30 protein-coding genes are annotated in these 23991 nt (G+C 65.8%); 13 read left to right on the plus strand and 17 right to left on the minus strand.

Features of this window, described 5'->3' with window-relative positions; translation table 11 throughout:
* Positions 1-44 precede the first annotated feature (44 nt).
* Entirely contained in the window at positions 45-506 is a 462-nt protein-coding gene (locus C8J47_RS15730) for a hypothetical protein (RefSeq protein WP_056053772.1), read from the minus strand.
* Positions 507-889: 383 nt separating this feature from the next.
* Here C8J47_RS15730 and C8J47_RS19250 point away from each other — a divergent pair, with 383 nt between their 5' ends.
* From C8J47_RS19250 to C8J47_RS15755, 6 genes are all read left to right on the plus strand, one after another.
* Entirely contained in the window at positions 890-1063 is a 174-nt protein-coding gene (locus tag C8J47_RS19250; RefSeq protein ID WP_183129137.1) for a hypothetical protein, read from the plus strand.
* Between the two features lie 191 nt (positions 1064-1254).
* Positions 1255-2343: a type III polyketide synthase gene (locus tag C8J47_RS15735; protein WP_121886458.1), complete on the plus strand. Its 1089-nt coding sequence runs from the start codon at positions 1255-1257 to the stop codon at positions 2341-2343.
* Positions 2340-3032 carry a methyltransferase domain-containing protein gene (locus C8J47_RS15740; protein ID WP_121886459.1) on the plus strand — a complete coding sequence of 231 codons (693 nt, stop codon included), beginning with the start codon at positions 2340-2342 and terminating at the stop codon, positions 3030-3032. The genes C8J47_RS15735 and C8J47_RS15740 overlap by 4 nt, the downstream gene beginning before the upstream one ends.
* Positions 3011-4099 carry an NAD(P)/FAD-dependent oxidoreductase gene (locus C8J47_RS15745; protein WP_121886460.1) on the plus strand — a complete coding sequence of 363 codons (1089 nt, stop codon included), beginning with the start codon at positions 3011-3013 and terminating at the stop codon, positions 4097-4099. The genes C8J47_RS15740 and C8J47_RS15745 overlap by 22 nt, the downstream gene beginning before the upstream one ends.
* Before the next feature lie 54 nt (positions 4100-4153).
* Positions 4154-4564 (plus strand): peptide-methionine (R)-S-oxide reductase MsrB, encoded by a 411-nt coding sequence (msrB, locus tag C8J47_RS15750; protein ID WP_056053779.1) that lies wholly within the window; start codon positions 4154-4156, stop codon positions 4562-4564.
* A 45-nt stretch (positions 4565-4609) separates the two neighbouring features.
* Positions 4610-6775, plus strand: coding sequence for a transglycosylase domain-containing protein (locus tag C8J47_RS15755; protein ID WP_121886461.1), 2166 nt, complete (start codon positions 4610-4612; stop codon positions 6773-6775).
* Here the strand turns inward: C8J47_RS15755 and C8J47_RS15760 are convergent.
* The 3 genes from C8J47_RS15760 to C8J47_RS15770 are packed head-to-tail and all read right to left on the minus strand — an operon-like array spanning position 6751 to position 8465.
* On the minus strand, positions 6751-7425 hold the full coding sequence (locus C8J47_RS15760) for a M48 family metallopeptidase (protein ID WP_121886462.1): 675 nt from the start codon (positions 7423-7425) through the stop codon (positions 6751-6753). The two genes, C8J47_RS15755 and C8J47_RS15760, sit on opposite strands and share 25 nt — an antisense overlap.
* Positions 7426-7440: 15 nt before the next feature.
* Entirely contained in the window at positions 7441-7875 is a 435-nt protein-coding gene (locus tag C8J47_RS15765) for a YcgN family cysteine cluster protein (protein WP_055874881.1), read from the minus strand.
* Entirely contained in the window at positions 7872-8465 is a 594-nt protein-coding gene (locus tag C8J47_RS15770; RefSeq protein WP_121886530.1) for an SCO family protein, read from the minus strand. The genes C8J47_RS15765 and C8J47_RS15770 overlap by 4 nt, the downstream gene beginning before the upstream one ends.
* Positions 8466-8544: 79 nt before the next feature.
* Here C8J47_RS15770 and C8J47_RS15775 point away from each other — a divergent pair, with 79 nt between their 5' ends.
* On the plus strand, positions 8545-9153 hold the full coding sequence (locus C8J47_RS15775; protein WP_121886463.1) for an ankyrin repeat domain-containing protein: 609 nt from the start codon (positions 8545-8547) through the stop codon (positions 9151-9153).
* A gap of 163 nt (positions 9154-9316) precedes the next feature.
* Here C8J47_RS15775 and C8J47_RS15780 read toward each other — a convergent pair whose 3' ends face one another.
* The 11 genes from C8J47_RS15780 to C8J47_RS15830 all read right to left on the minus strand — a co-directional run bounded on the left by C8J47_RS15780 (position 9317) and on the right by C8J47_RS15830 (position 16789).
* Positions 9317-9826 carry an MmcB family DNA repair protein gene (locus C8J47_RS15780; protein WP_121886531.1) on the minus strand — a complete coding sequence of 170 codons (510 nt, stop codon included), beginning with the start codon at positions 9824-9826 and terminating at the stop codon, positions 9317-9319.
* A gap of 234 nt (positions 9827-10060) precedes the next feature.
* Complete coding sequence (locus C8J47_RS15785; protein ID WP_259467599.1) at positions 10061-10684, minus strand: cell wall hydrolase; 624 nt, start codon at positions 10682-10684, stop codon at positions 10061-10063.
* Between the two features lie 189 nt (positions 10685-10873).
* Positions 10874-11200, minus strand: coding sequence for a DUF1491 family protein (locus tag C8J47_RS15790; protein ID WP_121886465.1), 327 nt, complete (start codon positions 11198-11200; stop codon positions 10874-10876).
* Entirely contained in the window at positions 11197-11664 is a 468-nt protein-coding gene (locus C8J47_RS15795) for a PaaI family thioesterase (RefSeq protein ID WP_120300964.1), read from the minus strand. The genes C8J47_RS15790 and C8J47_RS15795 overlap by 4 nt, the downstream gene beginning before the upstream one ends.
* 137 nt (positions 11665-11801) lie before the next feature.
* Positions 11802-12269: a PTS sugar transporter subunit IIA gene (locus C8J47_RS15800; protein ID WP_121886466.1), complete on the minus strand. Its 468-nt coding sequence runs from the start codon at positions 12267-12269 to the stop codon at positions 11802-11804.
* Between the two features lie 101 nt (positions 12270-12370).
* Positions 12371-12970 (minus strand): ribosome hibernation-promoting factor, HPF/YfiA family, encoded by a 600-nt coding sequence (hpf, locus tag C8J47_RS15805; RefSeq protein ID WP_121886467.1) that lies wholly within the window; start codon positions 12968-12970, stop codon positions 12371-12373.
* Positions 12971-13030: 60 nt separating this feature from the next.
* Positions 13031-13723 carry a DNA polymerase III subunit epsilon gene (dnaQ, locus tag C8J47_RS15810; RefSeq protein ID WP_121886468.1) on the minus strand — a complete coding sequence of 231 codons (693 nt, stop codon included), beginning with the start codon at positions 13721-13723 and terminating at the stop codon, positions 13031-13033.
* A 15-nt stretch (positions 13724-13738) separates the two neighbouring features.
* Positions 13739-14314 carry a dephospho-CoA kinase gene (coaE, locus tag C8J47_RS15815; protein WP_121886469.1) on the minus strand — a complete coding sequence of 192 codons (576 nt, stop codon included), beginning with the start codon at positions 14312-14314 and terminating at the stop codon, positions 13739-13741.
* Entirely contained in the window at positions 14311-15123 is an 813-nt protein-coding gene (locus tag C8J47_RS15820; RefSeq protein WP_121886470.1) for a shikimate dehydrogenase, read from the minus strand. Before C8J47_RS15820 ends, coaE begins: the two co-directional genes overlap by 4 nt.
* A gap of 245 nt (positions 15124-15368) precedes the next feature.
* Entirely contained in the window at positions 15369-15959 is a 591-nt protein-coding gene (locus C8J47_RS15825; protein WP_121886471.1) for a nucleoside triphosphate pyrophosphatase, read from the minus strand.
* The gene (locus C8J47_RS15830; protein WP_121886472.1) at positions 15956-16789 is read right to left on the minus strand and encodes a pyruvate, water dikinase regulatory protein; all 834 of its coding nucleotides are present in this window, start codon (positions 16787-16789) and stop codon (positions 15956-15958) included. Before C8J47_RS15830 ends, C8J47_RS15825 begins: the two co-directional genes overlap by 4 nt.
* Before the next feature lie 328 nt (positions 16790-17117).
* Between C8J47_RS15830 and hemE the strand changes: the two genes are divergently transcribed.
* The 4 genes from hemE (at position 17118) to C8J47_RS15850 (ending at position 21104) form a co-directional block, all read left to right on the plus strand.
* Positions 17118-18167 carry a uroporphyrinogen decarboxylase gene (gene hemE, locus C8J47_RS15835; protein WP_121886473.1) on the plus strand — a complete coding sequence of 350 codons (1050 nt, stop codon included), beginning with the start codon at positions 17118-17120 and terminating at the stop codon, positions 18165-18167.
* On the plus strand, positions 18164-18625 hold the full coding sequence (locus C8J47_RS15840) for a CopD family protein (RefSeq protein WP_121886474.1): 462 nt from the start codon (positions 18164-18166) through the stop codon (positions 18623-18625). Before hemE ends, C8J47_RS15840 begins: the two co-directional genes overlap by 4 nt.
* 266 nt (positions 18626-18891) lie before the next feature.
* A complete protein-coding gene (gene rho / locus C8J47_RS15845; RefSeq protein WP_031395107.1) occupies positions 18892-20148 on the plus strand; it encodes a transcription termination factor Rho in 1257 nt (418 codons plus the stop codon).
* A 236-nt stretch (positions 20149-20384) separates the two neighbouring features.
* The gene (locus C8J47_RS15850; RefSeq protein ID WP_183129146.1) at positions 20385-21104 is read left to right on the plus strand and encodes a TerC family protein; all 720 of its coding nucleotides are present in this window, start codon (positions 20385-20387) and stop codon (positions 21102-21104) included.
* A 114-nt stretch (positions 21105-21218) separates the two neighbouring features.
* Here the strand turns inward: C8J47_RS15850 and C8J47_RS15855 are convergent, their stop codons facing one another.
* Both C8J47_RS15855 and C8J47_RS15860 read right to left on the minus strand, forming a co-directional pair.
* Positions 21219-21920 (minus strand): dienelactone hydrolase family protein, encoded by a 702-nt coding sequence (locus C8J47_RS15855; RefSeq protein ID WP_121886475.1) that lies wholly within the window; start codon positions 21918-21920, stop codon positions 21219-21221.
* The gene (locus tag C8J47_RS15860) at positions 21917-22429 is read right to left on the minus strand and encodes a methylated-DNA--[protein]-cysteine S-methyltransferase (RefSeq protein WP_259467600.1); all 513 of its coding nucleotides are present in this window, start codon (positions 22427-22429) and stop codon (positions 21917-21919) included. Before C8J47_RS15860 ends, C8J47_RS15855 begins: the two co-directional genes overlap by 4 nt.
* A gap of 14 nt (positions 22430-22443) precedes the next feature.
* Here C8J47_RS15860 and C8J47_RS15865 point away from each other — a divergent pair, with 14 nt between their 5' ends.
* Both C8J47_RS15865 and mnmE read left to right on the plus strand, forming a co-directional pair.
* Positions 22444-22677 (plus strand): DUF6489 family protein, encoded by a 234-nt coding sequence (locus C8J47_RS15865; protein ID WP_056053820.1) that lies wholly within the window; start codon positions 22444-22446, stop codon positions 22675-22677.
* Between the two features lie 7 nt (positions 22678-22684).
* Positions 22685-23962: a tRNA uridine-5-carboxymethylaminomethyl(34) synthesis GTPase MnmE gene (gene mnmE / locus C8J47_RS15870; RefSeq protein ID WP_121886476.1), complete on the plus strand. Its 1278-nt coding sequence runs from the start codon at positions 22685-22687 to the stop codon at positions 23960-23962.
* Positions 23963-23991: the final 29 nt, after the last annotated feature.

A 23991-nucleotide genomic window follows, 5' to 3' on the forward strand; every position in this document is an offset into this window, starting at 1 on the left:
CGCGCGAAAGTCCGGTGCCTTTACGAAGCCCGGCTTCTGGCGGTTCACTGGTGCTTGAGCGCCCGCAGATAGGCTTTCATCGCCTGGTCGCCGGTATGGCTGAGCGAAATCTCGACCCGGCGGCGATCGGTCGGATCGATGACGCGATCGATCAGCTTGAGCTTGTGAAGATGTTCGATCCAGCGCTGCGATGTCGTCACCGGCGCGTCCGACATGCTGACCAGCGCCTTGATGTTCATCGGCAGGCGGGCATCACGCGAGACGAATAGCGCGAGCAGCATATCCCAGGCCGGTTCGTGAAACAGTTCGCCCGGCAGGAACTGACGCCGCATGCGCCGTTGCTCCAGCACCGTCTCGGCATAATCGACGAGCGCGGCTTCGTCGTTTTCCTCGCCCACGGGCGCCTCTTCGGCAGCATGCGCGACACGCCCGTTGAATTCCTCCGCCACGGCGGACAGCTTGGCCGTGAGATCCTTGATTAGCTCGACCACCGACTCGTTCTTCACTCAAAGACTCCCGTCGTTCACCAAGGATGAGACATCATCGGCCAACCCGCCCTGTTCGCGTTGCGGAACCACCGCGGCATGACAGATCGAATTGACGACATTGTCTCCTTCCTTCGCGGTTTTTCAACCTAATCCTTTGAAAATAGGTAACCATGTGAGAAATACATACGAAAATAGCTCTGTTTGAACTTCATTTCGGATCAATCTGTAGTGTTGCGGCACTATATCCAAATTGGTTTTGTTTTGGTTTTAATCGTACCATTTCGAAACTACGCTGCGAATCGGGGATATTATACGGTTCTGGCGGACTTGCCGGTTTTCGGCTATCGGGGCGTGCCTTGGCATTCGTCATGGCATGGCGCCCTGATAGTGGAAGTTCGATCATGAACGCGTTCAGCGTATATGCGCAGTTACAGGATGCCTGCCGGGCGCTGGACGCCGCGGAGGATCATGCGATCGCCGCCTATGTCGAATGGGCGATGACGCTGATGGCCGAGAAATACGGCCTGACCCCCGACGCGATCGATGCCCCCGCCGAGACCGATCGCCCGCGCTGAGGCGCAACACCGCCGCTTGTGCGACGTCGAAGGACGCGGTTGGCGACATCATTTCACGATATCATTCAGCGATAACCGTGTGGGACCATGCGGATTATCCGCGACGGCGACGTCTATAATCGCTCGCTGTGCGTATAGTGATCGAATCGCGTGCCATCCCGCACGGACCAAAGGACGTCGTGCCCGCTGACATGCCTGCTTCTTCCCCCGCCTGCCACGCTGCCTTCCTGAACGCCGTCGGCACCGCGGTGCCCGATCACGATATCCATGACGCCTTCATCGCCTGGGCGCGCGCGCGGACCGATGCGCGCGCGACGCGGGTGTTCGATCGGATGGCGTCGCGGTCGGGGATCGCGCATCGTTGGTCGGTACTGCCGCCGACCGCCGACGGTGGCTCGCCGGTCGACGCTGCGGGCTTCTATGCGACCGAACCGCATCCCGGGACTGCGGCGCGGATGACGTTGTACGCCGAGCACGCGCCCGATCTGGCGATCCGCGCGATCGACGCGTTGCGCGCGAAAATCGCGGTCGAGGGGATAACGCATCTGGTGGTGGCGAGCTGCACCGGCTTCGTCGCGCCCGGCATCGACCAGATCATCGCGCGCCGACTCGGGCTGTCGCCGAGTGTCGAACGGCTGCTGATCGGCTTCATGGGGTGCTACGCGGCGGTCGTCGCATTGCGCAACGCGCGCCACATCGTCCGCTCGGAGCCCCACGCGCGCGTGCTGGTCGTGACGGTCGAGCTCTCGACGCTGCATCTTCAACCCGCCACCGATATCGAGCCGTTGCTGGCGATGCTGCAGTTCGGCGACGGCGCTGCGGCCGCGCTGGTTACCGCGGACGCGACCGGGATCGAACTCGGCACGCCGTTCGCCGCCGCACTGCCCGATACCGAGACGCTGATCCGCTGGGACGTCACTGACGCAGGATTCGCGATGCATCTGTCGGGCGAGGTGCCCGCGCGAATCGCCACGGCGCTGGCGGATACCGCGTTCCGGACGATCGTCAGCGACGGCCACCCGCCCGAGTCGATCGACGGCTGGGCGGTCCACGCCGGCGGACGCTCGATCCTCGACGCGGTCGAGCATGCGATGCACCTGAAGCCCGACGCGCTCGACGCATCGCGCCGGGTGCTGGCGGATAACGGCAACATGTCGTCGGCGACACTGATGTTCGTGTTCGAACGCCTGCTGGCCGGACCGCCGATCGCGCACGGGGTCGCGCTGGCGTTCGGTCCGGGTCTTGCTGCGGAGGGCTTCGGATTCCGGAGCGCGGTATGAGCCTCGCGACGCGCAGCCACGCCGAAGAGCTGATGGACGCGGACGGTCTCGACGCGGCGACCTATGCGGACGTGGTCGGCGATCTCGCGACCGTGAACACCGTGACGATGGCGCGGCGACCGACGCTCGATTTTCTCGACCGCGCGACCAAAGGGCGCAAGCGCGTCCGGTTGCTCGATGTCGGGTTTGGCGACGGCGACATGCTGCGCCGGATCGCGCGCTGGGCCAAGGCGAAAGGGATCGAGGCGGACCTCGTCGGGGTCGATCTCAACCCGCGCAGCGAACAGGCGGCGCGCGCGCATGGCACCGCCATCGGCGGCGATATCCGCTATGTCACCGGGGACTATGCGGATCTCGCCGACGAACCCTGGGACGTGATCGTCAGCAGTCTCGTCGCGCATCACATGACGCACGACCAGCTGGTCGCGTTCCTGCGCTTCATGGAAGCGCATGCGAGCGCGGGGTGGTTCGTCAACGATCTCCACCGCCACGGGTTCGCGCATTGGGGGTTCCCGATCCTCGCCACGCTCGCGCGCTGGCACCGGATCGTCCGGCATGACGGCACGCTGTCGATCGCGCGCAGCTATCGCCCCGACGAATGGCCACCGATCCTGGCCGAGGCGGAGATATCCCAGGCGAAGGTCCGTCGCGTCTTTCCGTTCCGGTTATGCGTCGAACGCCTGCGCTGATCGTCGGCGGCGGGCTCGCCGGCGCCGCGACCGCGATTCAGCTCGCGCGCGCGGGCTTGCCGCATCTGCTCGTCGAGCGATCGCGCGAGACGGGTGATGCGATCTGCGGCGGGTTCCTGAGCTGGCGGACGCTGGAGACACTCGCCGGGCTAGGGATCGATCCCGATGCGCTCAACCCGGCGCGGGTGACGCGGGCGCGGATCTACGCCGGCGCGCGGCGCGCGGAGGCCTCACTGCCGCATCCCGCGGTTTCGGTGACGCGCCGGCGGCTCGATACCGTGCTGCTCGCCGAAGCCGTCCGGCTCGGCACGCCGGTCGAACGCGGCGTCAGCGTGCGCGAGATCGACGGCACGACGGTCCGCACCGCGGATGGCGCGACCTTCGCCCCCGACGCGCTGTTCCTCGCCAGCGGCAAGCACGACGTTCGCGGGATGGCACGGCCCGAGGAGGCGCGCGGCGACGATCCGACGCTCGGGCTGCGCGTCCGGATCACCCCGTCTCCCGCGCTGCGCCGGTCGCTCGAGGGGGGAATCGAACTGCATCTGTTCGATCGCGGCTATGCCGGGCTGGCGATGCAGGAGGACGGTACCGCGAACCTGTGCCTCGCGGTCCATCGCTCGCGCCTCCAGGCGGCAGGATCGCCCGCGCAACTGCTGGACGCGCTCGGCCGTGAGATGCCGGCGCTCGGCGAATGGGTCGCGCTGGTCGATGGCACCGCGACGATCGATGCGATCGCCAACGTCCCCTATGGCTGGCGGCAACGTCAGGGGGTGGACGCAATGTTCCGACTCGGCGATCAGGCCGGCGTCATCCCGTCGCTGGCAGGCGAGGGCATGGGCATCGCGCTCGCCAGCGGCGTCGCCGCGGCCAACGCCTATGTTCGAGGTGGCCCAGACACTGCCGCGCACTGGCAGGAGGATTTCGCCCGCCGCCTCGCCTGTCCGATCGGCATCGCCAGCATCGTCCGCCAAGTCGCCGAGAGTAGCCGCGCGGCATGGCTGCTGCCGTTGCTGCGCCCCGCCTTGATCCAGGTGATCGCGAATGCAACCAGAATAGGGCACACTTAGCGTTCGGTGTCAGGCCACCTTGAAATCCGTCCCGCCAGCACGAGATTCAAACCCATGGACCAGCTGAACCTTTCCGAATCCGAGTGGCGCCAGCGCCTCACCCCCGAGCAATATCACGTGCTGCGCGAAGCGGGCACCGAGCGTGCGTTCGCCGGTGCGCTCAACGACAACAAGGCCGATGGCATCTATCGGTGCGCAGCGTGCAGCAACGAGTTGTTCGACAGCGCGGACAAATATGACTCCGGATCGGGCTGGCCGAGCTTCACCCAGCCGATCGGTCCTGACGCGGTCACCGACCACACCGATCGCAGCCACGGCATGACCCGGGTCGAGACGCGGTGCGCGCGCTGCGACAGCCATATGGGGCATGTTTTCCCCGACGGCCCGCCGCCGACCGGCCAGCGCTATTGCATGAACTCGCTGTCGCTGGAATTCCGGCCGCGCAAAGCGAACGTCGCGGCCTGATCGCGCTTGTAGGGCGCGGGCGGAACGCGTAATTCTCGCGGTCACATGGCCAGTACGCGTTCTGCTTCACCGTCCCGTCGGCCCCCGTCTACCCCGGCGTCTCGCTGGCGTCGGCGGCTGGTCGTCTTCCTGAAGGTCTGCATCGGACTCGGTCTGCTCGCGCTCGGTGCGTTGGCGATCGCTGTCTATGTCGCGATGTCGCAACTGCCGAGCTTCGACAGCCTGAAGTCGTCGCCCAACGGGCAGATGATCCGCGTCCATGCCGCCGACGGCACGGTGATCGTGTCGATGGGGCCGAGCTTCGGCGAATGGCTGCCCTATTCGCAAATCCCGCAGGTGATGCGCGACGCGACCGTCTCGGTCGAGGATCGGCGCTTTCGGTCGCATATCGGGATCGATCCGGTCGGCGTCGCGCGATCGGTAAAGGTGCGGTTCGACCGCGGCCACTGGACGCAAGGCGGCTCGACGATCACGCAGCAGCTGGCGCGCACTGTTTTCCTCAACAACCAGAAGAAGTTCGGGCGCAAATTCCGCGAGGGCATCCTCGCGTTCGCGCTCGAATGGAAGTTCAGCAAGGACCAGATCCTCGAACTCTATCTGAACAAGGTCTATTATGGCGGCGGCGCCTATGGGATCGACGCGGCGTCGCGGAAATTCTTCGGGCATGGCGCAGATCATCTGAGCCTCGCCGAGGCGGCGGTGATCGCTGGCTTGGTGAAGGCGCCGTCGAACTACTCGCCGACCGCCGACGCGGAGGCCGCGGTCGGTCGTGCCGGCGTGGTGTTGGAGACGATGCGCGAAACCGGCGCGATCACCGCCGAGCAGGCCGCCGATGCCAATGTCAGCGGGCTGAAACTGGCGCCTGAGCCCAAGCAGAACAGCGTGCGGTATTTCACCGACTGGGCGTTGCCGCAGCTCGATACGCTGATCGACGAGACCACCGAACCGCTCGAAGTCTGGACGACGCTCGACCTGACGATGCAGCGCCAGGCCGACGATGCGATCCGCGCGAATGCACCACCCGGCGCGCAGGGCGCTCTGGTCGCGCTCGATCGTGGCGGCGAGGTTCGCGCGATGGTCGGCGGCAAGGATTACGTGTCGTCGATCTACAACCGCGCGACGCAGGCGGTCCGCCAGCCGGGCTCGGCGTTCAAGCTGTTCGTGTATCTCGCCGCGCTGGAAGCCGGCCACAAGCCCGATGATTCGATCGTCGACGAACCCGTGACGATCCAGGGCTGGAGCCCGCGCAACGATTCGCGGCACAATTCCGGTGCCGTGTCGTTGCGCACCGCATTCGCCTATTCGCTCAACACCGTCGCCGCGAAGCTCGGCCAGGAGGTAGGCTTCAACACGGTCGCCGACATGGCGCGGCGGTTCGGCATCACCACGCCGGTCAACGTGCATCCGTCGATGGTGCTGGGCACGTCCGAAGTCCGCGTGATCGACATGACGCGCGCGTTCGCGAGCGTCGCCAACAAGGGTGTCGCGGTGACACCGTACGGGATCACGCGAGTCACGGCCAACGGCCAGACGATCTACACGCACGAGGTCGATCGCAGCCACGTGCTGGTCGCGCCCTATGTCGCCGCCGAGATGACCGACCTGCTGCAGACCGCGGTCAACACCGGTACCGGTCGTGCCGCGCAGATCGGCCGCCCGGTCGCGGGCAAGACCGGCACGACCACCGCGTCGAAGGACGGCTGGTTCCTGGGCTTCTCCAGCGGCATCACCACCGGCGTGTGGATGGGCCGCGACGATGCCAAGCCGATCGCCGGCCTCCACGGCGGCACCGCGCCGGCCAAGGCGTGGGCGGCGTTCATGAAGCCGGCGACCGCAAACCGGCCGATCGAGCAGTTCGATACGCAGGTGACGTTGCCCGAATGGCAGCTGGAACCCGACGAACAGAGCTATTTCGGCCAGCCCGACAATGGCCAGATGGCGGTCGACGCGGACGGCAATCCGATCGAGCAGGGCCAGCCGCCGGTGCCGACCGATGCGCAGACCGGCGACACGATCCCGCGGCCCGATGCGGATCAGCCCGAGCCGGCGCCCGCGGCCCCCGCCGCACCGCCGCAACAGCTCAACCAGGACTGGATCAACCGGGTCACCGGGCGGGACCAGCCGCGTCAGGAGCAGCCGGCGGGACGCCAGCCGCTAACGCGTGACGGGACGCGTCAGGATCGCGCTCAGGAAGACCGTCCGAACCAGTGAAGTTCGGCGCCGTGCGTGCGTAGCCAGACGCGCGCGGGCGTCGGATCTTCGCCGTACAGCTGCTCGACCAGCGCGTGGAAGACGGGCGCGTGGTTCATGTGGACGCGGTGCGCGACTTCGTGCGCGACGGTGGCGCGGCGGACCCAGCTCGGCGCGAGGATCAGCCGCCAGCTGTAGCGGATAATGCCGCTCGACGCGCAGCTGCCCCAGCGGCCCTTGGCATCGCCGACCGCGACCTGCGCGACGGTTACCTTCGCCTTGGCGGCGTATTCGGCGGTTTCGGTTTCCAGCACGGCAAGCGCGGTGCGCTTGAGCCAAGCCTCGACGCGGCGTGCGATCGTTTCTGATGGGCCGGACAGCGACAGGACCGAGCCTTCGCGAATTACGGTTCGACGGCTGCCCGGAGTCCATTCGATCGTCAGTGGCTCGTCTGCAACGGTGAGGACCGCACCGGGCACGAACGGGCGGGGCGACGGGAGCAAGGCGCGCTGTTCGGCGATCCAGCCGGCCTTGTCCTCGGCCCAGGCCAGCGCCTGCTTCAACGCAGCCCGCTTGGGTAGAACCAGCCTTGCCCGGCCACTCGCGGGATCGATCGACAGACGCGCGCGACGGGCGCGGGGGTGACGGACGATCTCCAGGCCCTCGATCATCGGGCGATCACCGCGTCAGAGTTCCCGCTCGATCACATGGTATTCGAGCTCGCCGGCCTCGTCCTCGCTGATCGTCCAGCCGCGCACCGACTGCTTGGCACGGTGGACGGCTTCGCGGTCGCCGCAGACGAGGTAGTGCCATTCGGGCAATTGCTCGCCAGCCGCGCGGAGGCGGTAGGCGCAGGTCGAGGGCAGCCAGTCGATCCCGCGGACATTGCCCGTCGTCAGCCGCACGCATTCCGGGACATAGGCATGGCGATGGCGGTAGTCCGAGCACTGCCCGCTGCGCCGGTCGAGCAGCCGGCACGAGACGTTGGTCGGCACCAGCTCGCCCGTATCCTCGTCCTCGAGCTTGTGGATGCAGCATTTGCCGCAACCGTCGCACAACGCTTCCCACTGGCCGCGGTCGAGCTGGTCGATCGGCGTATCTTCCCAGAAGCGCGCGCTCACCGGACCCAGCGCTTGATTTCCGTCACCACTGCGTCGGGCCCTTGTTCCTGTGGCAGCAAAGCGAGGGGCTTGCCGTCCGGGTCCATCAGATAGGCCTGGCGCGAGTGGTTTACGAGGTAGCCGCCGCCCGGCGATGCGTCGCCCTTGCTCGAATACACCGCGTATTCGGTCTTGATCTGCGCGATCTGCGCGTCGGTGCCGGTGAGGCCGACCATGCGCGGGTGGAACGCCGAGACGAACTGTTTGAGTACCGCGGGCGTATCGCGCGCCGGGTCTACGGTCACGAACACAGGTACGATCTTGGCGGCGATCGCGGGGTCGCTCGATTCGAGCTTTTTCACCGCGGTGCCGATCGCCTGGACATCCGTCGGACACACATCGGGACAGAAGGTGTAGCCGAAATACATGATCCGGTATTTGCCGGCAAAGTTGCGCTCGGTGACGGTCTGCCCGTTCTGGTCGGTCAGCGTGAAGCCGCCGCCGATCCGGGCGCCTTCGAGCGGGGGCTTGGCCGGAGGAGCGGAGGCGGTGCACGCTGACAGGGCAAAGCCGGGCAGGGCGAGCGCGCAAAGGATGAAACGTCGGGTCATGATGCCGCCAGCCTTGATCTGTTCGCTACTGCGGCGCAAGCGTTGCCCCATATCCAGGACGAACCAAGGAAGTCTCTCGATGCGTATTCGCCTGATGCTCGCTGCCACCCTCCTGACGCCCGCGCTGGTGTGCGCTGCAACGCCCGCGTTCGCGCAAGGGCAGTCGGAGGGGTACAAGTTCCTGTCCGCCGTGCGCGATGCGAAGAATAACGATGTACTGGAGATGCTCGGCAAGCCCGGCAGCAACATCATCAACACGCGCGACGTGACGAGCGGGGAGGGCGCACTCCACATCGTCATCAAGCGCGGCGACGAGGTGTATCTGCGTTTCCTGCTGCAGAAGGGCGCCGACGCCAACCTGCGCGATGGCAAGGGCAATACGCCGCTGCTGCTCGCGGTGACGCTGGGGCAGACGGGGATGATCCCGATCCTGACCGCGGCGGGGGCGAATCCGAACCTTGCCAATTCGGCTGGCGAGACTCCGCTGATCCGTGCGGTGCAGCGACGTGACGTGGCGATGATCCGGGTTTTGCTGACCGAGGGCGCCGATCCGGACCAGGCGGATATCATCGCCGGCATGTCCGCGCGCGCCTATGCCAAGCAGGATGGACGCAACCCGATCGTAAGCAAGCTGTTGGAAGACGCGCCGAAAAAGGTGCGCAAGGCCGTGTCGGGGCCGAAATTCTAAACCTGAATGGTGGCGGCCAACGCCGCCAAAACCACGACGCGCGCCCCTCCCTGGAAGGGAGGGGTCGGGGGTGGGTCGGCCAGCTTGTGACGCAACCGCTACACGATGCGGAAACCGACCCACCCCCAGCCCCTCCCTTCCAGGGAGGGGAGCCGCCGAGCTACTAAAACGCCAACCCGTCCGCGTCCGGATCCATCTGCGCGATCAACCGCCGCGCGGCGCGCCGTGCAAACGCGAGTGTGCCCCGCTTGCGGATATGCGCGGGCAGGGGGGTGGTGTGCGCCTCGCGGACGATCGCCGCGTCGTAGCGGTCCGCGACGATGATCCCGGTGCGCTCGGGCAGGAACGCAGGCCCGTGCAGCGGCCCGACATCGAACCCCGCTGGCACTGCCCAGAAATACCGGTCGCAATGCCCCAGATAATCCGGCCATTTGCCGTCGCCGAGCAGGTCAGCACGCGACACCTTTATCTCGACGATCACGATCTGCCCACGCGCGTCGACCGCCATCAGGTCGGCGCGGCGACCGCCGTCGAGCGGAACTTCGGTCATTGCGGTGAGGTCGTGGCGCAGCAACATCCGGATCACGCCGCGCGCTACATCGGCGGCGCACAGCGTTGAATCCTGGGGGGATCCGGGTTTGTCGATGCAGGAGTCCGGCGGCATATCGAGCATGCGCCGGAAATAGAACAATCCGCGAACGAGGCAAGCTCATTCACGGATTGTGATCGTGGTCTGGGGGGAAGCGACTAGCCAAATCGCCGTCCACCTTTCCCGTTCGTCCCGCGCTAAGTCGAAACACCTAGCCTGGAACACACCCTTCGACTTCGCTCAGGGCGAACGAAAGGGGAGGGCTAAGACGGAGAGAAGGGGTCAGGGTAGACGCTGACCCGAAACGCCCGCTGGATCTCAGCGGTAGAAGACGTGGTTGCCGATCGAGGCGACCTTGACCGCGCGGACCGACGGACGACGATCGGGCGTGTTGAAATACAGCGCCTTGTCGGCGGGGCTGTTCCACGCGCTGGCGAGCGCGACCTTGGCGACCGCGATCGCGGTGCGATAAGCGGTGCCGGCGTTGATCGACGGGATTTCGCCGCCACGAACGAAGCTGAACTGGCCGCGCTGCTTGACGACGCCGCAGACGTCGGCGGGGAAACGACCCGACTTGGCGCGATTGATGATGACTTCGGCGACCGCGAGCTGGCCGGTCAGCGGCTCGCCCTTCGATTCGAAATAGATCGCACCGGCGAGGCACTGGAGCGCGTCGCTGGCGGCGGCGCTATCCTGCGCGGCAACGGCCTGGGCGAGCGTATCGAATTCTTCGGCTTCGGACTTCGCCGTGTCGACGGCAGGCTCGACGCTATTCTGCTCAACTGGGGCAACCGAGGTTGCGACTGGAGCGGTCTGCGGAACATTCTGCGGGGAGAGGACGTTTAGATTTGCGAGAGCGGTGAGGTTGACCGCTGGACGGTCGATGCCTGTAGCATGACCCGGTGCGCTGTTGCCAAGCAGGCCCGCAAGAGAAAATGTCATGACTGCGATCGTTGCAGCCCGCTGAAGAATCGTCATTCAAACTTGTTCAGATGCGGTTGGACCACGGAACCAATCGTACGAGCCGATCGTCCGGGCATCCCCCCGACTGCGTAACTGATCCGGATCGCACCCGTCCCAGCACAACGCCAATCAATGTTGCAATTCCCCTCTATTGGGGGGGCTTTCGAGTCAATCGTCGAGGATCGTTTCAGCGGCGAAGCGTTCCGCCGCTGCGATGTCCACCTCGATTACCCAAAGATCCGGGTCGCTTGCACGCCTGCGTTGCCAATAGCCGTCAAGGTTTTCGGCCGGGGTCGAGTCGATCAGCGCCGTCCGCCCGTCGGGTCCGATGCCGCGTTCCAACAGACGAGGCGGGGCGCCCTTGTCGATCGCGATGACGAGGATCGCGCCGCCTTGCGGGTCGCCTTTCGCCATCACCGCGCCGAAGCCGCCGGCATCGTTGACGCGCCGCAGCAGCGCGCTGACGAGGATTCCGCTGGGGAGACGGCCACTCATGCTGCGCTGCGGTATCCGGGGAGGCCGGCGAGCGCGATCCGCGAGCGCATGAAGGTGCCGGTGCCTCTTGCCGCCTCTTCGCCGTCGGCATCGATCAGGCGCGCATCCGCAACGAAGACACGTCGCTTGCCGCTGATCCAGCGTCCCTCGGCGATCACGGGGCCGATCTTGAGCGGGCGCGTGAGCAGTAGGTTGAACGCAGTGGTGAGCAGGAAACGGTCGGTGACCAGACTGTTGCACGCGTAGAACGCGGCGTCGTCGAGCATCTTGAAATAGCTGGTGCCGTGCGCCGCGCCGCCTGCGTGATAATGGCGCTCGTCGATCGTGAAATGGATGCGCGCGACGCCGGCTTCGGGGATTTCGAGCGAGGAGTCGAAGAAGCGGTTGATCGGCGCTTGGGCGTAGAGCGATTCGAGCGCGCGAAAATGCGCGTCTGCGCCTGCTGTGTTCGGGGTATCAGACATGCAAACGCCGCCAGACCAAGCCCGCTCCGTCATCCTGACGAAAGTCAGGATCCAGAGTAACCGATGGAAGCCCTTCGTGGCTCTGGATCCTGACTTTCGTCAGGATGACCGGGGCGGGCACGGACGCGGGGCGGGGATCACGCGGCATCGCGGACCTCGTCGGCGGTGAACAGCGCGTAGATCGCGTCGGGCGAACCGCCGCCGCGCAGTTTCTCCAAGAACGCCTTGTCGCGCAACCGGCGCGAGACGCGGGCGAGGGCCTTCAGGTGGACCGCGCCGGCGTCGGTGGGGGAGAGCAGCATGAACATCAGATCGACGGGGAGATCGTCGACCGCCTGGAAATCGACCGGCTGCGCGAGCCGTGCGAAGACACCGGTGACCTGCGCAAGGCCTTCGAGCTTGGCATGCGGGATCGCGACGCCGCCGCCGAACCCGGTCGAGCCGAGCTTCTCGCGCGCCGCCAGCCGGTCGGCGATCATCTTGGGGTCGGCGTCGAGTATCTCCGATGCGGTCGTGGCGAGATGCTGGAACACTGCCTTCTTGTTGGTGGCGATGACGCCCGTCTGCACTGCGTCGGGACGCAGCAAATCGCTGAAATCGGTCATGGTGTTCAATGTCTCAAGCGCCCCCGCGCGCGTCCGCCTTAGCGGGTTGCGCGGAGGCGTAAAGGCGCGGCCTTGAGACCCGCGCCTTTATGGACCCTTCTTTACTGGGGAGGGGAGGCCGCCACGCGCTGTGGCTCGACCCAGCCGATCGTGCCGTCGCCGCGCTTATACACCATGTTGTGCGCGCCGGTGCCCGCGTTCATGAACAGCAACGCGGCGGTGTTGCGCAGATCGAGCATCATCACCGCATCGGACACGCTGGCCTCTGGGATGTCGACGCGCGTTTCGGCGATGATCAGCGGTGCGTCCGCGACATCGTCTTCCTCGATGCTCTCCTGGAACAGCGTGTAGCCGGCATTGTCGTAGCCGTTGCTCTCGGCGATCGCGACCGCTTCGCCGGCGTGGCGATCCTTCAGCCGGCGCATGTAGCGGCGGAGCTGAGTCTCGATCTTGGCGGCGGCACCATCAAAGGCGGCGCGGGCGTCATAGGCGTCGCCGTGGCCCTTGATCACGAGGCCCTTCATCACATGCGCGACGATGTCGCATTTGAAGCCGGCATCGTGCGGGCCCTTGCCGAACGTGACCTCAGCCGAGATGGCGCGCGAGAAATACTTGTCGGCGATACCCTGGAGTCGGTCTTCCACGTGGCTGTTGAGTGCTTCGCCAGTGTCAACCTGATGACCAGAAATCCGGATATCCATTATCGTCTCCTTGTCGGCGTTACAGTCTCGGGCGGTCCTATTGGCTCCACCCTGCCAGCGTCATCCGGACGCCACGGCCCCCCAAATCGGATCCTTGATCCCCTTCATAAACGCAGCATGGGCCGCAAGGTCTCCCTCGCTCACCGCGAAAACGCGGGCAGGGCGAACGACCCGAGGCGCCCGTGCGACGATCGGAGTCGCGGCGGTGCTGCCGCTATCGCCGAGTAGGCCGAGGCCGATCTGACGACCGCCCATCAGCTCGACGTAAACTTGCGCCAACAACTGCGCGTCGAGCAGCGCGCCGTGCAGGACGCGATGGCTGCGATCGATTCCGAAGCGCGAGCAGAGCGCGTCGAGCGAATGCTTGGCGCCGGGGTGACGGCTGCGCGCGATCTGCAGCGTGTCGACCATCCGCTTCATGTGGACGATCTGGCGCCCGCACTTGGTTAGCTCGCCGTTGAGGAACGAGAAGTCGAAGCCGGCATTGTGCGCGATCATCGGCGCGTCGCCGACGAATTCCAGCAGGTCCTCGACCGCCTCGGCGAACTTGGGCTTGTCGGAGAGGAACTGCGCGCTCAGTCCGTGGACGTTGAACGCCTCGACCGGCATGTCGCGCTCGGGGTGGTAGTAAGCGTGGAAGGTGCGGCCGGTCTCGACCCGGTTGAGCATTTCGACGCAGCCGATTTCGACCATGCGGTCGCCGCCGGAAAAACTGAGGCCGGTGGTTTCAGTATCGAAGACGATCTCACGCATCCCGATGGTATCGGCTCAGATTTCCAAGGATGCAAGCACCGCCCGGACTTGCGCGCGGGTTGCGTCAAAGCTCGTGTCGGTGTGGATGACGTGATTTGCGCGGGCGCGTTTTTCCGCGTCCGGGGTCTGGCGGGCAAGGATCGCGGCGAACTTCTCCGCGGTCATGCCGGGGCGGGCAAGAACGCGGGCGCGCTGGACGTCGGGGGCGGCGGAGACGACGACGATCAGGTCGACGTTGCGATCGCCGCCGGTCTCGAACAGCAGGGGGACGTCGAAGACGACGCGCTGGCCGGCGTGCTGGGCGAGGAAGGCGGCGCGCTCTTCGCCGACGGCGGGGTGGACGATCGCTTCGAGCCGCTTGATCGCGGCGTCGTCGCCGAACACCGCCGCGCCGAGTTTCGCGCGATCGACTGCGCCATCGGAGGTCGTGCCGGGGAAGGCGGTTTCGATCGCGGGGACCAGTCGCCCGCCGATGCCTTGCAGTCGGTGGACGGTGGCGTCGGCGTCGAACACCGGGACGGCCTCGTCGGCGAACATCGCGGCGACGGCCGATTTGCCCATGCCGATCGAGCCGGTGAGGGCGATGATCATTTGATCAGCAACGCCCGGAGTTCGTCGTCGCGATCGCGCGGTGGTTCCACGTGGAACAATATCTCGAATGCGACCGCCGCCTGGCCGATCAGCATCTCCAGGCCATCGACGGTTTCGAGATCGCGCGCGCGCGCTGCTTTCAGGAGACCGGTTTCGAGCGGGGAGTAGACGATGTCGTAGACCAGCGAGTCCGGTTCGAGCGCGCCGAGATCGATATCGAGCGGTGGCTGGCCGGCCATGCCAAGCACGCTGGCATTGACGAGCAATCGCGAGGGCGGGGCGGCGGGTCCGATCGGGAGCGCCTGGCCCTTGAGGCCGAAGGTCGACAGCAGCGCCGCGCCCTTCAGCGGATTGCGGTTTAGGATCGTGATGGGGCCGACACCCATCCGCGACAGCGCGAACAGGATCGCGCGGGCGGCACCGCCGGCGCCGATCACCGTGACGGGTTGGCCGGCGATGTCGAGGTCGTCGATCGGCGCCCAGAATCCGGCGGCATCCGTGTTGGTACCGATGCAGTCGCCCGCCTGGTTGCGGAACACGGTGTTGATCGCGCCGATCGTCCCGCGGACGTTGCCGGGATCGGAGACGTGGTCGAGCGCGGCGAGCTTGTGCGGCATCGTGATGTTGCACCCGCGCCAGGCGGGGTCGGCTTTGCGTTCGGCGAAATAGGCGGGAAGGGTGTCGGCGGTGACGAGCTTGTGGCGGTACTCCGCATCGATCCCGAGCGCGTCGAGCCAGAAGCCGTGGATCAAGGGTGATTTCGACTGTGCGATCGGATCGCCGATCACTTCTGCATAGGGACAGGTCATTCGAGGCTCCGTGTTTCCCCGCGGAGGCGGGGATCCAGTCTGGGCACCCGCCTTCGCGGGTGAACATTGTTTAGTCTAGCGCGGGCGGATTGCCATGCGCGACGGTCCATTCAATCCTCTCCCGCCAGGGGGAGGTGGCGCCGAAGGTGACGGAGGGGGAGGACACGGAACCTACGTTTCGCATGCCGCCCCCTCCGTCTGGCAAGAGCCAGCCACCTCCCCTGGCGGGGGAGGATTGTTTTAGATCAGGCCGGCAGCTCGCCGCGTACGCGGAGGAAATCGAGGACGTTGAGCAGCGGCATGCCGAGTACCGTGAACTGGCTTCCTTCGATCTTGGCGAGCAGCTGCGCGCCGGGGCCTTCGATGCGGTAGCAGCCGACGCAGCCCGAGATCGCCGGCCATTCCGCATCGAGATAGGTTTCGATGAACGCGTCGGACAGCGGACGGACGTGCATCTTCGCGCGCTCGACATGACGCCAGATCGCCTGGCCGTTCTCGGCGATGACCGCGGCGCTCCACAAGTCATGGCGCTTGCCGGACATCAGTCGCAAATGCGCCGCCGCGTCGGCGCGGTCGACGGGCTTGTCGAGGATGGTGCCGTCTTCCAGTGCGACCAGCGAGTCACTGCCGAGGACGAGATAGCCGGGCATCCTTGCGGAAACCTTGAGCGCCTTCAGTTCGGCCAGCGCATCGGCGAGATCGCGGGGGGACAGGTCGCGTAGCGCCGCCTTCGCCGCATCCTCGTCGACACCGGCGAACGTCGCCTCGAACGGGACGCCAGCAGCGGTCAGCATCGCGCGACGCGAGGCGCTTTGCGAAGCGAGGATTAGGCTCATTCTTCGACCTTGGCGACGTCGTCGCTCCGCCGCTGGTTGCACAGCGCGATGATCGCCGCCGCGGTTTCCTCGATCGAGCGGCGCGTAACGTCGATCACCGGCCAGCCATTGTCGGCAAACATGCGGCGCGCGAAGGCGAGTTCGCGCATCACCGCTTCCTCCTCGACATAGGAAGTGTCGGGCTGCTGGTTGAGCGACAGCAGGCGGTTGCGGCGCACTTGGATCAGCCGGTCTGCGCTGGTCGTAAGCCCGACGATCAGCGGGCTGGCGAGCTTGTAGAGATTCAGCGGCGGCGGGCTTTCCACGACGATCGGGATGTTCGCGGTCTTGTAGCCGCGGTTGGCGAGGTAGATCGAGGTCGGCGTCTTCGACGAACGCGATACGCCCGCCAGGACGATATCGGCCTCCTCCCATTCTTCCGAGGCGATCCCGTCGTCATGCGCGATCGTCCACTGGATCGCATCGACGCGCGCGAAATAGGCGGCGTCGAGGACGTGCTGGCGTCCCGGGCGTGCCTTCGCCTGCTGCCCGAGCAAGCCGGAAAGCGCGTCGTTGACCGGGTCGAGCGGGGCCACCGCGGGCAGCCCGAGCGCGAGGCACCTTTGCTCCAGGATGCGCCGCGTCGCGGGGTTCACCAGCGTGAACACCACCAACCCCGGGTTCTGCGCGATCTCCTGGAGGATGCGCTCGAGATGCGCCTCGGTGCGGACCATCGGCCAGAAATGGCGGACCGTCTCGACGTCGTCATATTGCGCCAGCGCCGCCTTCGCGATGTTCTCCAGCGTCTCGCCAGTCGAATCCGACAACAAATGAAGGTGGAGCCGCATCATCGGCGTTTTATCCCCAGCGGGTGGGCCTGTGGGCGTGAATCTGTGGATAACATGGGGAGAACGGCTAGCGTAACTCGTCCAGCTCGCCAAGCGACGGGTTCGCCGTGGATAACACCGATTCTATCCACACCGCCGCGCACAGGGCCGGATTTTATCCACAGGCTGTGGGTAACGGGGAGCCTTGAATCGAATCAGCGCGTTTGTGGCGGTGCGCGAGGGTCAAGCTGTTGGCAATTCCGGGATCACCGCATAAGTCCCGGGTTCAACCGCCCAACCACTGCAACAACCTATTTCTTGAATCTTCTTATAGTAGAAGAAGGGTGCTCCGCTGACCGATCCGACCCCCAATACGCCTGCCTTCAAGCCGCTCCTGGCGACTCTTCGCGGAGAGCGTCAGGCCGTGCCGCCGCTATGGCTCATGCGGCAGGCGGGGCGGTATCTCCCCGAGTATCGCGAACTCCGCGCGGAGAAGGGCGGGTTCCTCGCGCTCGCGACCGATCCCGACGCCGCAGCCGAAGTCACGCTCCAGCCGATCCGCCGGTTCGGGTTCGACGGATCGATCCTGTTCTCGGACATCCTGATGATCCCGTGGGCGCTCGGGCAGGATTTGAGCTTCGGGGTCGGCGAGGGGCCTCGGCTCGAGCCGGCGCTGGTCGACCATGCGCTCGATCGGTTGCAGCCGGTGATGGGGCGGCTGGAGCCGGTCTACGGCACCGTCGCGAAGGTCGCGGCTGCACTGCCTCCCGAGACGACGTTCCTGGGCTTTGCGGGGTCTCCCTGGACCGTCGCGACCTATATGGTGGCGGGGAAGGGCTCGAAGGATCAGTCCGAGACGCGGCGTTTCGCGTATCGTGATCCCGAGGCGTTCGGTGCGATCATCGATGCGATCGCGGACAACACCGTCGAGTATCTCGCGCGGCAGGTCGAGGCGGGCGTCGACGTGGTGCAGCTGTTCGACAGCTGGTCGGGCTCGCTCTCGCCTGCGCAGTTCGAGCGCTGGGTGATCGCGCCGACTGCGTCGATCGTCGAGCGGCTCCACGCGCGTTGCCCCGGCGTGCCGATCATCGGCTTTCCGAAGGGGGCAGGGGGCAAGCTGCCGGCCTATGCGCGCGAGACTGGCGTCGATGCGATCGGGCTGGACGAGACGGTCGATCCGGTCTGGGCGCATGCGTCGTTGCCTGCGGACATGCCGGTGCAGGGCAACCTCGATCCGCTGGCGTTGATCGCGGGCGGCGCGGATCTCGATGCGGCGATCGACCGGATCTTGGCGGCGTTCGTCGAGCGTCCGCACGTCTTCAACCTCGGCCACGGCATCCTGCCCGACACGCCCATCGCGCATGTCGGGCAACTGATCGCCCGCGTAAGGAGCACGACATGAGCGGATTTCTCGGCGCTGCGTACGACTGGGTGAAGGCGGCGCATCTGATCTTCGTGATCTTCTGGATGGCGGGGCTGTTCATGCTGCCGCGCTACCTCGTCTATCATCAGGAGGCGCTGGCGGCGGGCAACACGACCGAGGCGGCGAACTGGGTCGAGCGGGAGAGCAAGATCCGCCACATCATCCTGACACCGGCGATGATCGTCGTCTGGGTGCTGGGGATCGCGCTGGCGTTGAACCTGGGGCTGGCGGACGGCGCGCCGGGGCTGGGGTGGCTGCACCTGAAGCTGGTGCTGGTGCTGCTGTTGTCGGGGTATCACGGCTGGGCGGTCGGCTATGCGAAGAAGCTCGCCGCGGGGAAGCCGACGCTGGCGGGGAAGCAGTTGCGGATGCTCAACGAGGTGCCTGCGCTGGCGGTGACGCTGATCGTCGTGCTGGTGATCGTTAAGCCGTTCTGACCGCGTGTTCTCCTGCGAACGCAGGAGCCCAGGGTTACAGGCGATCGCGTTCGTGATCCTGGGCCCCTGCGTTCGCAGGGGAACGGCGAGAGCGGGGCACCCGTCCCCGCTTGACTAACCGCCCCCCCAATTCTAACCCCTTCTCCCAACACGGCCTCCTGGCGTCCTGCCCGGTCGTATCTTGCCAGACTCGTCTCGCCCAGTTCCGCTTCCCAAGCGCACCGCCGACCGAGCGTTCTCCCGTTGATTGCTATCCGGAAATCCCCATGCATCTCAAAGACCTGAAGAAAAAGAAACCCGCCGAGCTGGTTCAGCTGGCCGAGGAACTGGGGGTCGAGAGCGCCTCGACGCTGCGCAAGCAGGACCTGCTGTTCGCGATCCTGAAGGTGCAGGCGGACAATGGCGACCAGATCATGGGGCTCGGCACGATCGAAGTGCTGCCCGACGGCTTCGGCTTCCTGCGCAGCCCGGAGTCGAACTATCTGGCGGGGCCGGACGACATCTATATCTCGCCGAACCAGGTGCGGAAGTTCGGCCTGCGCACCGGTGACACGGTCGAGGGCGAGATTCGCGGGCCGAAGGATGGCGAACGCTATTTCTCGCTGGTGAAGCTCACGGCCGTCAATTTCGATGACCCCGACGTCGTCCGCCACCGCGTCAATTTCGACAACCTCACGCCGCTATATCCCGAGAGCAAGCTGACGCTCGATCCCGCCGATCCTACCGTCAAGGACAAGTCGGCGCGCGTGATCGACATCGTCTCGCCGCAGGGCAAGGGCCAGCGCACGCTGATCGTCGCACCGCCGCGCGTCGGCAAGACGGTCATGTTGCAGAATATGGCCAAGGCGATCACCGACAATCACCCCGAGGTCTTCCTGATCGTCCTGCTGATCGACGAGCGCCCCGAGGAAGTCACCGACATGCAGCGCAGCGTGAAGGGCGAGGTGGTCAGCTCGACCTTCGACGAACCCGCGCAGCGCCACGTGCAAGTCGCTGAAATGGTGATCGAAAAGGCCAAGCGCCTGGTCGAGCACAAGAAGGACGTCGTGATCCTCCTAGACTCGATCACCCGACTCGGCCGCGCCTACAACACCGTGGTGCCATCGTCGGGCAAGGTCCTGACCGGTGGTGTCGACGCGAACGCGCTGCAGCGTCCGAAGCGCTTCTTCGGTGCCGCGCGCAACATCGAGGAGGGCGGTTCGCTCTCGATCATCGCCACCGCGCTGATCGATACGGGCAGCCGCATGGACGAGGTGATCTTCGAGGAGTTCAAGGGCACCGGCAACTCGGAAATCGTGCTCGATCGCAAGGTTGCGGACAAGCGCATCTTCCCGGCGCTCGACGTCGGCAAGTCGGGTACCCGCAAGGAAGAGCTGTTGGTCGACAAGGCCAAGCTCAGCAAGATGTGGGTCCTGCGCCGCATCCTGATGCAGATGGGCACGATCGACGCGATGGAATTCCTGCTCGACAAGATGAAGGATTCGAAGACCAACGAGAATTTCTTCGACAGCATGAATCAGTGATCGAATGCGGCCCGCTGCACGCTGCAGCGGGACTCGCATCGATCCGGCCGGCGGGGGCGCGAGCCTCCCGACCGACGACATGGGCTTTGCCCATGTCCGGCCAAGCAGACCAAAGCGGCACGCGAGAGCAATGGCTTTCGCGTGCCGTTTCGCTATTAAACGCCCTATAATCCGTCACCATCGCTCGCCGCTGGTGACCCACGTCACCGGGAGCTGACATCTTGAGTATCATCGCCATGCTGGCCGCCGCCGCATCGAGCACCGCGGGCCCCGGCTCGCCGCTGGAAATCTGGCAGCATATCGTCGCCGACTTCTCCAACCTCGGCGACCCGAAGGCGCTAGCGGCGTTCGGATCGGTCCTGATGATCGACCTCGTCCTCGCGGGCGACAACGCGATCGTCGTCGGCGCACTGGCCGCTGGCCTTCCTGCCGACCAGCGCAAGAAGGTCATTCTGATCGGCATTGGCGCCGCGCTCGTGCTGCGCATCTTCTTCGCGTTGATCGTCACGTGGCTGATGGGCATCGTCGGGCTGATCTTCGCGGGTGGCCTGTTGCTGCTCTGGGTAAGCTGGAAGTTCTGGCGCGAAATCCGCGAGGGCGCGCAGAATGCGGGCTCCGAAGAGATCGAGGGCGACGAGCGATCGGGTATCCGTTCCTCGAAGGGCTTCGCGAGCGCGGCCTGGGCCGTGGCCGTCGCCGACGTCTCGATGAGCCTCGACAACGTTCTGGCGGTCGCTGGCGCGGCGCGTGAGCATCCCGGCATCCTCGTCATCGGCCTACTGCTGTCGGTCGCGATGATGGGTCTGGCGGCGAACTACATCGCGCGCGTCATCAACAAGTATCGCTGGATCGCGTATATCGGCCTTGCAGTGATCCTCGTGGTCGCGCTGAAGATGATCTACGAGGGCTGGGTCGGCACCGGCGAGACGCTCGGGATCATCTCGCTGCTGCGCTGATCGCGGTGCAGTGGGATAAGAAAAAGGCCTCGCCGGGATCGTCCGGCGAGGCCTTTTTCATGTCTGTCGTCAGCACCCAGTCACCCCGGACTAGTTCGGGGTGACGGAGGGGTTTTAGGCGAGGTTCTCCGCGAAGAACTTTGCCGTTCGCTCGTCCGCCAGCTTGGCCGACGCATCCGAGCGGCGCTCGCCGAACTCGGTCGCGAAGCCGTGGTCCTCGCCCGCGTAATCGTAGATCGTCACCTTGGGGTGATCGTCGAGCCCGGCGTGCATCGCAGCCTGCGCGTCCTTGTCGACGAAGTGATCCTCCTCCGGCACGTGCAGCAGCACCGGATGCGCGATCGCGTGCTTTTCGCCGAGCAGTCCGTCGATCCCGACGCCGTAATAGCCGACGCTCGCATCGACGTCGGTGCGTGCCGCGGTCATGAAGGCGAGGCGCCCGCCAAGGCAGTAGCCGACCACGCCCACCTTGGCGTTGTCACCGAGTTCCGACCGGACCGCGCGGATGCTCGCTTCGATATCGGCGATACCCTTGTCCTGGTCGAACTTGCCCATAAGTTCGAGCGCACGGTCGAACTCGGGCTTGATGTCCGGATCGAGCTCGATGCCCGGCTCCAGCCGCCAGAACAGGTCGGGGGCGATTGCGAGATAGCCGGCCTCGGCGAGCGTATCGCACTTGCGGCGGATCCCTGCGTTCACGCCGAAGATCTCCTGGATCACGACGATCGCGACCTTTGGCGTGCCTGCGGGAGTCGCGCGATACGCGGTGAATTCGCCATCGCCCGCGAGCGTGGCGATCTTGGTAGTGTTCGTCATAACAGTCCTCCTGGCGGCCGCTCATGGTCGAGCAGCCGGGATTTGGTGATCGGGCCTTCCCCCGCGGAGTACGCACCAAGCGCTCCGCCGGCTCCAAGGATTCGGTGGCAGGGGACGATGATCGGAAAAGGATTGCGTGCGCACGCCTGGCCGATCGCGCGCGGGCTCGAGCCGATCGCCTTGGCGAGCGCGCCGTAACTGGCGGTCTCCCCGTAGGCGATGTCGACGATCGCCTGGCGAAGGTCGGCACCGCGCGGGGTAGGGGAGAGCGCGAGGGGCAGGTCGAACTCGGTCAGCCGTCCGGCGAAATACGCTTCCAGTTTGCGGAGTGCTTCCAGGATCGCGGGGGCATCGCTGGTGGAACCATCCTCCACGCCGATATCGATCGCGTCGATCCGGTCCCCGGTGCCGGTCACGCGGACCAGACCGATAGGCGTTGCGATCGAGGCGGCATCGCGCGCATACATTCCCCCGCTATGCAGCGCCGCGATGGACCGCTCAAGCGTCATCGAGGGTGCGTCACATGAAGATGAATATCGAGATCGAATGCACGCCCGAGGAAGCACGGCGCGCGGTCGGGCTGCCCGACCTGACGCCGATCCACGACCGCTATATCGCGATGATGATGGAAGCCATTCCGGACGGTCAGATGAAACCTGAGATGCTCGAATCGATGATGCGTGGGTGGCAGCCGATGGGCGAGGCGGGGATGGCGATGTGGAAACGCCTGTTCGACAGCGCGACGAAAAGCGGCTGAGTTTCCCGTGAAGACGATTTTCGCGGTATCGAGCGGACGACCGCCAGCGGCGATCGCCGTGGTTCGCGTGAGCGGGCCTCAGGCGTTTGCTGCGGCCGAGGCGCTGGCGGGACCATTGCCGGTGCCGCGCCATGCTAGCCTCCGGGGACTGCGGGACGCAGATGACGCGCTTCTCGATCGCGCGTTGGTGATCGTGTTTCCAGGACCGACTACAGCGACTGGCGAAGACCTGGTCGAGCTTCATTGCCACGGTGGTCGTGCGGTGATCGCGGCGGTCGAGCGTGCGTTGTCGGGGATGCCTGGCTTGCGTCATGCCGAACCCGGTGAGTTCACCCGCCGTGCGTTGACCAATGGCCGCATCGACCTGACCGAGGCCGAGGGGCTCGCCGACCTTCTCGAAGCGGAGACGGAGAGCCAGCGTGTAGCGGCGATGACGGCGGCGGAGGGGCGGGTGAGTCAGGCTGTTCGCGGTTGGATGGACTCGGTCGCGATGCTGTCCGCGCGGGTCGAGGCGATGCTTGATTTCGCCGACGAGGACGACGTCGCGAGCGATACCGCCGCGTTCGATGCGATCGTCTCGGAGATCGACGCGCTCGCTGCGGAGATCGAGGCGGTGGTCGATGCCCCGCCGGTCGAGCGGCTGAAGGACGGGCTGCGGGTCGTCATCGGCGGTCCTCCCAACAGCGGCAAGTCGACGCTGCTCAACCTGCTTGGCGAACGCGATGCGGCGATCGTTTCGCCGATTTCGGGAACGACGCGTGACCGCATCGACGTGCCGGTTACGCAGAACGGGGTTGCCTATGTGCTGACCGACACCGCGGGTTTGATCGATACGCTCGACCCGATCGAGGCGATCGGCGTCACGCGCGCGGAAGGTGCGCTCGCCGCGGCGGACATCGTGATGTGGCTGGCCGATACCGCGCCGCCCCGCACCGATGCGATCTGGATTCATGCGCGCGCCGATCTGCCGGGGCGGGGGGAACTGCCCGCTGACCGGACATTGGCGGTCTCGCAGAACGACCGGGAATCGCTCGATGCCCTTTGGGATGAACTGCATCGGCGAGCGATTGCGATGCTGCCGCGTGGCGATGAGATGGCATTGAAGCAGCACCAGCGCCGGCAGTGCGCTGCGGCGGTCGAGGCTCTTCGGTATCGAAACTCCGATGCGCTTATCGTCGCGGAACACCTTCGACAGGCTCGCGCGATTCTTGCCGGGGTGCTCGGGCTCGATGCGACCGGGGAAATGCTCGACGCGCTGTTCGGACGTTTCTGCATCGGGAAGTGATGTTCCACGTGGAACATCTTTGACGCGTC

The sequence above is a fragment of the Sphingomonas sp. PP-F2F-G114-C0414 genome (assembly GCF_003688595.1).
Lineage (GTDB): Bacteria > Pseudomonadota > Alphaproteobacteria > Sphingomonadales > Sphingomonadaceae > Sphingomonas.

Bases quoted from the DNA above. Each gene is read 5' to 3' on its own strand.
- C8J47_RS15735 (WP_121886458.1), top strand. From the start codon at position 1,255: ATGCCTGCTTCTTCCCCCGCCTGCCACGCTGCCTTCCTGAACGCCGTC.
- C8J47_RS15825 (WP_121886471.1), bottom strand. From the start codon at position 15,959: ATGAGCCTAATCCTCGCTTCGCAAAGCGCCTCGCGTCGCGCGATGCTG.
- hpf (WP_121886467.1), bottom strand. From the start codon at position 12,970: ATGGATATCCGGATTTCTGGTCATCAGGTTGACACTGGCGAAGCACTC.
- dnaQ (WP_121886468.1), bottom strand. From the start codon at position 13,723: ATGCGTGAGATCGTCTTCGATACTGAAACCACCGGCCTCAGTTTTTCC.
- C8J47_RS15755 (WP_121886461.1), top strand. From the start codon at position 4,610: ATGGCCAGTACGCGTTCTGCTTCACCGTCCCGTCGGCCCCCGTCTACC.
- C8J47_RS15840 (WP_121886474.1), top strand. From the start codon at position 18,164: ATGAGCGGATTTCTCGGCGCTGCGTACGACTGGGTGAAGGCGGCGCAT.
- C8J47_RS15770 (WP_121886530.1), bottom strand. From the start codon at position 8,465: ATGACCCGACGTTTCATCCTTTGCGCGCTCGCCCTGCCCGGCTTTGCC.
- C8J47_RS15785 (WP_259467599.1), bottom strand. From the start codon at position 10,684: ATGACATTTTCTCTTGCGGGCCTGCTTGGCAACAGCGCACCGGGTCAT.
- C8J47_RS15740 (WP_121886459.1), top strand. From the start codon at position 2,340: ATGAGCCTCGCGACGCGCAGCCACGCCGAAGAGCTGATGGACGCGGAC.
- coaE (WP_121886469.1), bottom strand. From the start codon at position 14,314: ATGATCATCGCCCTCACCGGCTCGATCGGCATGGGCAAATCGGCCGTC.
- C8J47_RS15795 (WP_120300964.1), bottom strand. From the start codon at position 11,664: ATGTCTGATACCCCGAACACAGCAGGCGCAGACGCGCATTTTCGCGCG.
- C8J47_RS15800 (WP_121886466.1), bottom strand. From the start codon at position 12,269: ATGACCGATTTCAGCGATTTGCTGCGTCCCGACGCAGTGCAGACGGGC.
- C8J47_RS15850 (WP_183129146.1), top strand. From the start codon at position 20,385: ATGCTGGCCGCCGCCGCATCGAGCACCGCGGGCCCCGGCTCGCCGCTG.
- C8J47_RS15745 (WP_121886460.1), top strand. From the start codon at position 3,011: ATGCGTCGAACGCCTGCGCTGATCGTCGGCGGCGGGCTCGCCGGCGCC.
- C8J47_RS15790 (WP_121886465.1), bottom strand. From the start codon at position 11,200: ATGAGTGGCCGTCTCCCCAGCGGAATCCTCGTCAGCGCGCTGCTGCGG.
- C8J47_RS15860 (WP_259467600.1), bottom strand. From the start codon at position 22,429: ATGACGCTTGAGCGGTCCATCGCGGCGCTGCATAGCGGGGGAATGTAT.
- C8J47_RS15865 (WP_056053820.1), top strand. From the start codon at position 22,444: ATGAAGATGAATATCGAGATCGAATGCACGCCCGAGGAAGCACGGCGC.
- C8J47_RS15830 (WP_121886472.1), bottom strand. From the start codon at position 16,789: ATGATGCGGCTCCACCTTCATTTGTTGTCGGATTCGACTGGCGAGACG.
- C8J47_RS15855 (WP_121886475.1), bottom strand. From the start codon at position 21,920: ATGACGAACACTACCAAGATCGCCACGCTCGCGGGCGATGGCGAATTC.
- msrB (WP_056053779.1), top strand. From the start codon at position 4,154: ATGGACCAGCTGAACCTTTCCGAATCCGAGTGGCGCCAGCGCCTCACC.
- C8J47_RS15760 (WP_121886462.1), bottom strand. From the start codon at position 7,425: ATGATCGAGGGCCTGGAGATCGTCCGTCACCCCCGCGCCCGTCGCGCG.
- C8J47_RS15775 (WP_121886463.1), top strand. From the start codon at position 8,545: ATGCGTATTCGCCTGATGCTCGCTGCCACCCTCCTGACGCCCGCGCTG.
- C8J47_RS15820 (WP_121886470.1), bottom strand. From the start codon at position 15,123: ATGACCTGTCCCTATGCAGAAGTGATCGGCGATCCGATCGCACAGTCG.
- rho (WP_031395107.1), top strand. From the start codon at position 18,892: ATGCATCTCAAAGACCTGAAGAAAAAGAAACCCGCCGAGCTGGTTCAG.
- C8J47_RS15780 (WP_121886531.1), bottom strand. From the start codon at position 9,826: ATGCTCGATATGCCGCCGGACTCCTGCATCGACAAACCCGGATCCCCC.
- C8J47_RS19250 (WP_183129137.1), top strand. From the start codon at position 890: ATGAACGCGTTCAGCGTATATGCGCAGTTACAGGATGCCTGCCGGGCG.